The sequence below is a fragment of the Mycolicibacterium sp. XJ662 genome, assembly GCF_053484035.1.
On record NZ_JBEFTL010000023.1, the window covers coordinates 1 to 7,112 of the forward strand.

The following is a 7,112-nucleotide window of genomic DNA, read 5'->3' on the forward strand; positions in this document are numbered from 1 at the left end:
TCCTCCGCCACCGGGCCCAGCACCGATCGAGGTCAGCGAGCTCGAGATGCACATCAGCATCGAACTCGCCAACCTCCACGCCGCCTGAACTCCGAAGGCGAAGTGACCTGGCTCGCAATTGTTTCGGGCGGGTTTCATCGACCGCGCATCGGCCGCCCTCGCGGAATGAGCCAGTGTTGATATCCGCGATACGACGGTGCAACGGTCGCGGAATGGGTTCGGGTCAACCTTGTTTTCGTGAAGACGTTGAGCCACGGGCGCACCATCGAGCACTGGGACGCCGAGGATGTCGAGGCCTGGGAGTCCACCAATAAGCACATCGCCAAACGCAACCTGATCTGGTCGATCTTCGCCGAGCACGTCGGGTTCTCGGTGTGGTCGATCTGGTCGGTAATGGTGCTGTTCATGCCGCAGGACGTCTATCGGATCGACGCGGCAGGCAAGTTCTACCTCGTCGCGATCCCCACCCTGGTCGGGGCGGCGATGCGGATCCCGTACACGGTCGCACCCGCCAAGTTCGGCGGCCGCAACTGGACGATCGTCAGCGCGCTGCTGCTGCTCGTTCCGACCCTGCTGACACTGTGGGTGATGGGACGGCCCGAAACGTCCTACACCACGTTCATGGTCGTCGCGGCGTTCGCCGGGTTGGGCGGCGGCAACTTCGCGTCGTCAATGACCAACATCAACGCCTTCTACCCGCAGCGGCTCAAGGGCTGGGCGCTTGGCCTCAACGCCGGCGGCGGCAACATCGGTGTTCCGGTGATCCAGCTCGTCGGCCTGCTGGTGATCGCGACGGTCAGCAACACCGCACCCGAAATCGTCTGTGCCATCTACCTCGTCCTGATCGCCGCGGCTGCGCTGGGCGCCGCGTGCTTCATGGACAACCTCGGCAACCAGCGGTCCAACCTGAGCGCGATGGCAGAGGCGTTGCGGTTCAAGCACTCCTGGGTGATGAGCTTTCTTTACATCGGCACATTCGGATCGTTCATCGGGTTCTCGTTCGCCTTCGGCCAGGTGTTGCAAATCAACCTTCTCGCCGGCGGTGACAGCCCGGCCCAGGCCTCGCTGCACGCCGCCCAGATCGCGTTTCTCGGACCGCTGTTGGGCTCGGTCGCGCGGCCGTTCGGCGGCAAGCTGTCTGATCGGATCGGCGGCGGCAGGGTGACGCTGTACACGTTCGTGGCGATGATCTTCGCCGCCGGCATCCTCGTCACCGCAGGCATGTTCGACGACCGCACCCTCGGCGCGGCCTCCGACGGGCAGATGATCGCCTACGTCGTCGGCTTCATCGCCTTGTTCATCCTCTCCGGCATCGGCAACGGCTCCACCTACAAGATGATCCCGTCGATCTTCGAGGCCAAGGCCCAAGGCCGCACCGAATGGACGCGCAGCGAGAAAGCGGCATGGTCGCGCAGCATGTCCGGAGCGCTGATCGGATTCGCCGGCGCCACGGGTGCACTCGGCGGCGTGTTCATCAACGTCGTGCTGCGCGCCTCCTACGTCAGCGACGCGAAGTCGGCGACCAACGCGTTCTGGGTGTTCCTGGGCTTCTACGTCGTCTGCGCGATCGTGACCTGGTTCGTCTTCCTGCGCATCCAGACCGCGCGGGCCGGTGCGGGCGAGCAGATCGGCCAGGCGCCCACGCCGGTGTCCGCGACTTGACGGCGCCCATGACGGACACGGTGACGCGCACGGCGTGCTCGTACTGCGGTGTCGGGTGCGGCATCGAGGTGCACACCCGCACCGACGGGGACACCGGCCGACCCGTCATCGCCCGGATCGCCGGCGACAAACTGCATCCCACCAACGCCGGTCGGCTGTGCACCAAGGGCGCAACGCACGCGGAGATGATGCGAGCCGACGACGACCGGTTGACCTGCGCGCTGATGCGCCGCGGCGAGGACCTCGTCCCGGCCGATGTCGACGACGCGGTGGCCGAGGCCGGACGGCGGTTACGCGCCATCGTCGACGAACACGGGCCCGACGCCGTCGCGCTGTACGTCTCGGGCCAGATGTCGATCGAGGCCCAGTATCTGGCGACCAAGCTGGCGAAGGGGTTCCTGCGCACCGTGCACCTCGAGTCGAACTCGCGGCTGTGCATGGCCAGCGCAGGAACCGGGTTCAAACAGTCGCTGGGCGCCGACGGCCCACCCGGCTCCTACGACGACTTCGATTGCACCGACCTGTTTTTCGTCATCGGATCGAACATGGCCGACTGCCACCCGATCCTGTATCTACGGATGGCCGACCGGCTGAAGGCCGGCGCCAAGCTGATCGTCGTCGACCCCCGCCGCACCGCCACCGCCGAACGCGCCGACCTGTTCCTGCAGATCACACCCGGAACCGATCTGGCGCTGCTGAACGGTCTCCTGCACCTTCTGGTCGCAAACGGCGACATCGACCAGCACTTCATCGCCGCACACACCGAGGGCTGGGAAACCATGCCCGCCTTCCTCGCCGACTATCCGCCGGCCACCGTCGCCGAGATCACCGGGCTGGCCGAATCCGACATCCGCACCGCCGCGCGCATGATCGCCGACGCGGGGGAGTGGATGACCTGCTGGACCATGGGGCTCAACCAAAGCACGCACGGCACCGCGAACACCAACGCGATCTGCAACCTGCACCTCGCGACCGGCGCGATCTGCCGGCCGGGCAGCGGCCCGATGTCGCTGACCGGTCAGCCCAACGCCATGGGTGGACGCGAAATGGGTTACATGGGACCGGGGTTGCCCGGCCAGCGCGCGGTGACGTCGGCGGCCGACCGCGCGTTCGTCGAACAGCGGTGGGGGGTGGCCCCGGGCGCCATCCGCTCCGACGTCGGACCCGGCACCATCGAGATGTTTCGCCGCACCGCCGACGGCGAGATCAAGGCCTGCTGGATCATCTGCACCAACCCCGTTGCCTCCGTGGCTAATCGGGACACCGTCCTTGCCGCCCTACAGCAGGCCGAGCTCGTCATCACCCAGGACGCCTACCGCAGCACCGCGACCAACCGCTACGCCGACATCGTGCTGCCCGCCGCGATGTGGTCCGAAGCCGACGGTGTGATGGTCAACTCCGAACGCACGATGACGCTGCTGCAGCAGTCGACTGCCCCGCCCGGGCAGGCCCGACCGGACTGGCGGCTGATCTGTGAGGTCGCAACGCATCTGGGCTTCGGGGAGCACTTCCGCTACGACTCCAGCGAGCAGATCTTCGACGAGATCCGCGGTTTCACCAATCCCGCCACCGGATACGACCTGCGCGGAATCAGCTATGCGCGGCTACGGGATACACCGCAGCAGTGGCCATGCCCGCCGGACGGTGGACCCCGGAACCCGATCCGCTACCTCGACCGCGGCGACCTGATGTTCCCGACCCCGTCGGGCAGGGCGCGGTTTCACGCCCGACCACAAATGGACCCGGCGGCCGAACGCGTCGACGGCGACTTTCCGTTCGTGCTCAACACCGGTCGGCTGCCGCACCAATGGCACACGATGACCAAGACCGGCAGGGTAGCCGCGCTCAACAAGCTCGACAACGGCCCGTTCGTCGAACTCCATCCCGCCGACGCCGCTCAACTGCAGATCACCGAAGGCCAAGCCGTCGAGCTGATCTCACGACGTGGCCGCGTCGTGCTTCCCGCGGTGATCAGCGACCGGGTGCGGCCCGGAAACTGTTTCGCGCCGTTTCACTGGAACGACGAACACGGTGCGCTGCTCACCGTCAACGCGGTGACCAGCGACGCCGTCGACGCCGACTCGCTGCAACCGGAGTTCAAGGCGTGCGCGGTCAACCTTCGGCCGGTGGGTCCGGCGCCTGCCGCTTCCCTGGCCGTCGGACAGCCGCTTCCCGGTGACGGGCCACTGGTGCTGTGGGCGTCGCAGACCGGCACCGCCGAGCAGGTCGCCACCCAGTTGGCCGACCGGCTCGGCGATGCGCACCTGGTCAACATGGACGACACGGAGCTGAGGCACCTGGGCGCCGGGCGTGACGTGTTCGTTGTCACCAGCACGTTCGGCGATGGCGAGCCGCCTGACAACGGGGCGGGCTTCTGGTCCCGGCTGGCGTCGCCGGACGCGCCGAGGCTGGACGGGGTCCGGTATGCGGTGCTGGGGATCGGCGACCGCGCGTATGCGAACTTCTGCGGGCACGCCAAGTCCATCGACACGAAGTTCGCCGCGCTGGGGGCGACGCGGCTGCTCGACCGCGCCGAATGCGAGGCCCACGACGACGAACCGATGCGGCGGTGGGCCGAGCAGGTCGGCACGCTGCTGGGAAGGACGGTCGCACCCGAGGCGATCAAGGTCGCCGAACCGTTCACCCGTGCGCACCCGATCGTCGTCCCGCTGGTCCGCAACACCGTGCTGACCGCATCGACATCGCGAAAAGAGGTGCGCCAGTTCGGCTTTGACATCTCAGCGCACGACGTCAGCTACGCCACCGGCGATTCGCTGGGGGTGTTCGCCGAGAACGACCCGGCGGTGGTGGAGGCGTGGCTGACCGCGACCGGGCTGCGGGGCGGGCAGGTCGTCGAGGTGGACGGCGCCGAGATGAGCCTGCGGGACGCGCTGACGACGCACTACGACATCTGCCGGGTCACGCCGGACCTGCTGCGGTTTATCGCCGACCACAGCCGCGACGCCAAACCGCTGCGCGCGTCGAAGGACAAGCTGGACAAGTGGTTGGTGGGCCGCAACGGCCTGGACCTGGTGCAGCGCTTTGTCGTGCACGCCGATCCGGTGGAGTGGCAGCAGGTGCTGGTGCGCCTGACGCCGCGCAGCTACTCGATTTCGTCGAGCCCGTTGGTCAGCCCGCACGAGGTGCAGTTGACGGTGGCGGTGGTGCGCTACCGCGGTGCCGACGGCGGCCCGCGCGGCGGGGTGTGCTCGACGTATCTGGCGGACCGGGCGGCGTCGGCGCCGGTGTTTCTGCAGCGCTCGCCGCACTTCCGGCCGCCCGAGGACGGCGCGACGCCGATGATCATGATCGGGCCGGGCACCGGGGTGGCGCCGTTTCGTGGGTTCCTGCAGGAGCGCCGCGCCCGCGGGCACACCGGGCGCAACTGGCTGTTCTTCGGTGAGCGGCACCGCCGCGAGAACTATTACTACCGTGATGATTTCGAGGATATGGCGCGCGACGGCCTGCTCAACCGGCTGGATCTGGCGTTCTCCCGAGACCAGGCCAAACCGGTGTATGTCCAGCACAGGATGCTCGCCTACGGCGCCGACGTGTGGCGCTGGGTGGCCGACGGCGCGCACCTGTACGTCTGCGGGGATGCTGCCCGGATGGCCAAAGACGTCGACGCCGCGTTCACCAAGATCATCGAGCGCCACGGCGGCATGTCGCACGAGCAGGCCCACGACTACAAACGCGAGTTGGTGGCGACCAAACGCTACGTGCGTGACGTGTACTGATGTGGTGTCTGGTCCTACCGTACGGATTCGGCATGTACATGGCTGCTTCCGCGGCTTTGTCAGGTCGTTAGTGCAGGTTTGTGCACTAGGTTTAGGCAGGAAGTCGATCTCGTCGATGGGATGCAGTCATGATCGAACCGGGACGGCCCATTTCGCTTGGGCCAGGGGAGGACGATAACGACGCGGAAGGGCTGTTGGCGATTTTGCGCGGTTGCCGAACAATACGCGATCGTCGCTACGCAGGCACTACGCATGTCGCACGCCAAGCACTATGGAGCTTCTGGGAGCTTCCGCGTCTTCCCAAGCCGACCAAAGCCGGCAAGTATCCGCTGGGGTACCCGTGGTCGCCCGATGCGCGAGCCGCCCTCGAAGCCAACCCTAAGACCCTCAAGGGTGGTCTGGGGCTCGTTCTGGAGCACGTGCAACCACGGAACATTCTGATCCAGAACCTGATTCAGAGATCTGAAGAACTGGACGCGGGCGAACTTATCCGTTACCTCGATTGCAACCTCGCGGCCGCCGTGATCACCAAGGCTGAAGATGATCGTCTAACGAGCGCGGGCGTCGGCAAGGGACCGTTGGACGAGAACGACCCTGACCCGTGGGCGCGCTACCGGACCGCCGGGCTGAACCCGGAAACATTCAAGGTGGTCGAGTGACCGCGCTGTGCCCGCTCTGACGGTTGGGGCCAGACGCTGCGCGCGTAACGCGTACTGACCTGGTCGGTCCGGTGAAAGCAAGCGATGTATGGCTACGCGGCCCCGCCCTCGGGTGCCGCGTTAGCGCGGACGGTGATGAGTATCGAAACTATGTTGTCGACGTCGGATTCGGCGAAAACGTCGTCGGGCCCGGTAGGGGCGTGGTCGGTATAGGGGGATTCGTATAGCCGCACGGGTTCGACGACGCCGTTCGCGGTCAGTTCTGTTCGCGCAGCCTCTCGGCTGCAATGGCGTCGCCCTCCAGTTGTGCGAGCTGGCGGCGCAGAACGAGCATGTCAAATCGTTTGGTGTCTTCGTCGCCATCCTTGTGCGCCGACGGAGGTCCGGCAAGACCTTCGGCCACGTCGCCGGCAGATTCTGGTGTCAGCGACGACCAGGCCTGCCATTGCGCGTAGCCTTCGACGAGCTTGCGGTGTGGGCGGACCCGAAAGTGTCGAGATTCATTCACTCCGGCGAGAACCCGGCGTCGGCGGTCGCCTGATCAGAGGCGCACGAAATGGCGCCGACTGTTCGACAACGACCTATGCAGTTCGTGGCGTCCGAGGGGGTGTGTGAGTTCACGACATAGGTGACAGATGAGTCGGGTGATGGGTTACACCTGGATCGAGGCCGGATGAGTCGGGTCATAGGTGACAGTCCTGGTTCATGTCGAAAGCTCGCGTCGTCGTCCTTGAAGTCCGCAGCGGCCGGCTGTCGGTGACTGCCGCAGCACAGACCTACGGATACTCCCGCCAACACATCTACCGACTGCTGAAGCGCTACGACCACGGCGGTCTAGAAGCCGTCGATCCACGCTCCCGGCGACCCGCAAGCAACCCCCGCCGAGTCAGCGACGAGGTCATTGCGGTCATCGTGGTGCTACGCGAAAAACTGACCGCCGACGGCCTCGACGCCGGCCCCCTGACCCTGCGATGGCACCTCGAACAGCAAGGCCTTCGGGTGCCGTCGACCGGCAATCTGTAACCAATGACTCGACTCATGTGTAACCCATGAC

General features: G+C 66.3%; 5 protein-coding genes. 4 read left to right on the forward strand and 1 reads right to left on the reverse strand.

Features of this window, described 5'->3' with window-relative positions:
* Positions 1 to 246: 246 nt before the first annotated feature.
* The 3 genes from ABQE93_RS26960 (at position 247) to ABQE93_RS26970 (ending at position 6,058) form a co-directional block, all read left to right on the forward strand.
* Positions 247 to 1,662, forward strand: a complete 1,416-nt coding sequence (locus tag ABQE93_RS26960) for a nitrate/nitrite transporter (RefSeq protein WP_448411964.1) — start codon at positions 247 to 249, stop codon at positions 1,660 to 1,662.
* Between the two features lie 8 nt (positions 1,663 to 1,670).
* Entirely contained in the window at positions 1,671 to 5,399 is a 3,729-nt protein-coding gene (locus ABQE93_RS26965) for a bifunctional nitrate reductase/sulfite reductase flavoprotein subunit alpha (RefSeq protein WP_448411962.1), read from the forward strand.
* Between the two features lie 128 nt (positions 5,400 to 5,527).
* Entirely contained in the window at positions 5,528 to 6,058 is a 531-nt protein-coding gene (locus ABQE93_RS26970) for a hypothetical protein (protein ID WP_448411960.1), read from the forward strand.
* A gap of 256 nt (positions 6,059 to 6,314) precedes the next feature.
* Here ABQE93_RS26970 and ABQE93_RS26975 read toward each other — a convergent pair whose 3' ends face one another.
* Complete coding sequence (locus tag ABQE93_RS26975; protein ID WP_448438085.1) at positions 6,315 to 6,461, reverse strand: hypothetical protein; 147 nt, start codon at positions 6,459 to 6,461, stop codon at positions 6,315 to 6,317.
* Positions 6,462 to 6,763: 302 nt separating this feature from the next.
* Here ABQE93_RS26975 and ABQE93_RS26980 point away from each other — a divergent pair, with 302 nt between their 5' ends.
* Positions 6,764 to 7,081 (forward strand): helix-turn-helix domain-containing protein, encoded by a 318-nt coding sequence (locus ABQE93_RS26980; RefSeq protein WP_448411956.1) that lies wholly within the window; start codon positions 6,764 to 6,766, stop codon positions 7,079 to 7,081.
* Positions 7,082 to 7,112: the final 31 nt, after the last annotated feature.

What these genes read in the sequence shown, in the direction of transcription:
- ABQE93_RS26965 (WP_448411962.1), top strand. Translation starts at nt 1,671, where the DNA reads ATGACGGACACGGTGACGCGCACGGCGTGCTCGTACTGCGGTGTCGGG.
- ABQE93_RS26970 (WP_448411960.1), top strand. Translation starts at nt 5,528, where the DNA reads ATGATCGAACCGGGACGGCCCATTTCGCTTGGGCCAGGGGAGGACGAT.
- ABQE93_RS26980 (WP_448411956.1), top strand. Translation starts at nt 6,764, where the DNA reads ATGTCGAAAGCTCGCGTCGTCGTCCTTGAAGTCCGCAGCGGCCGGCTG.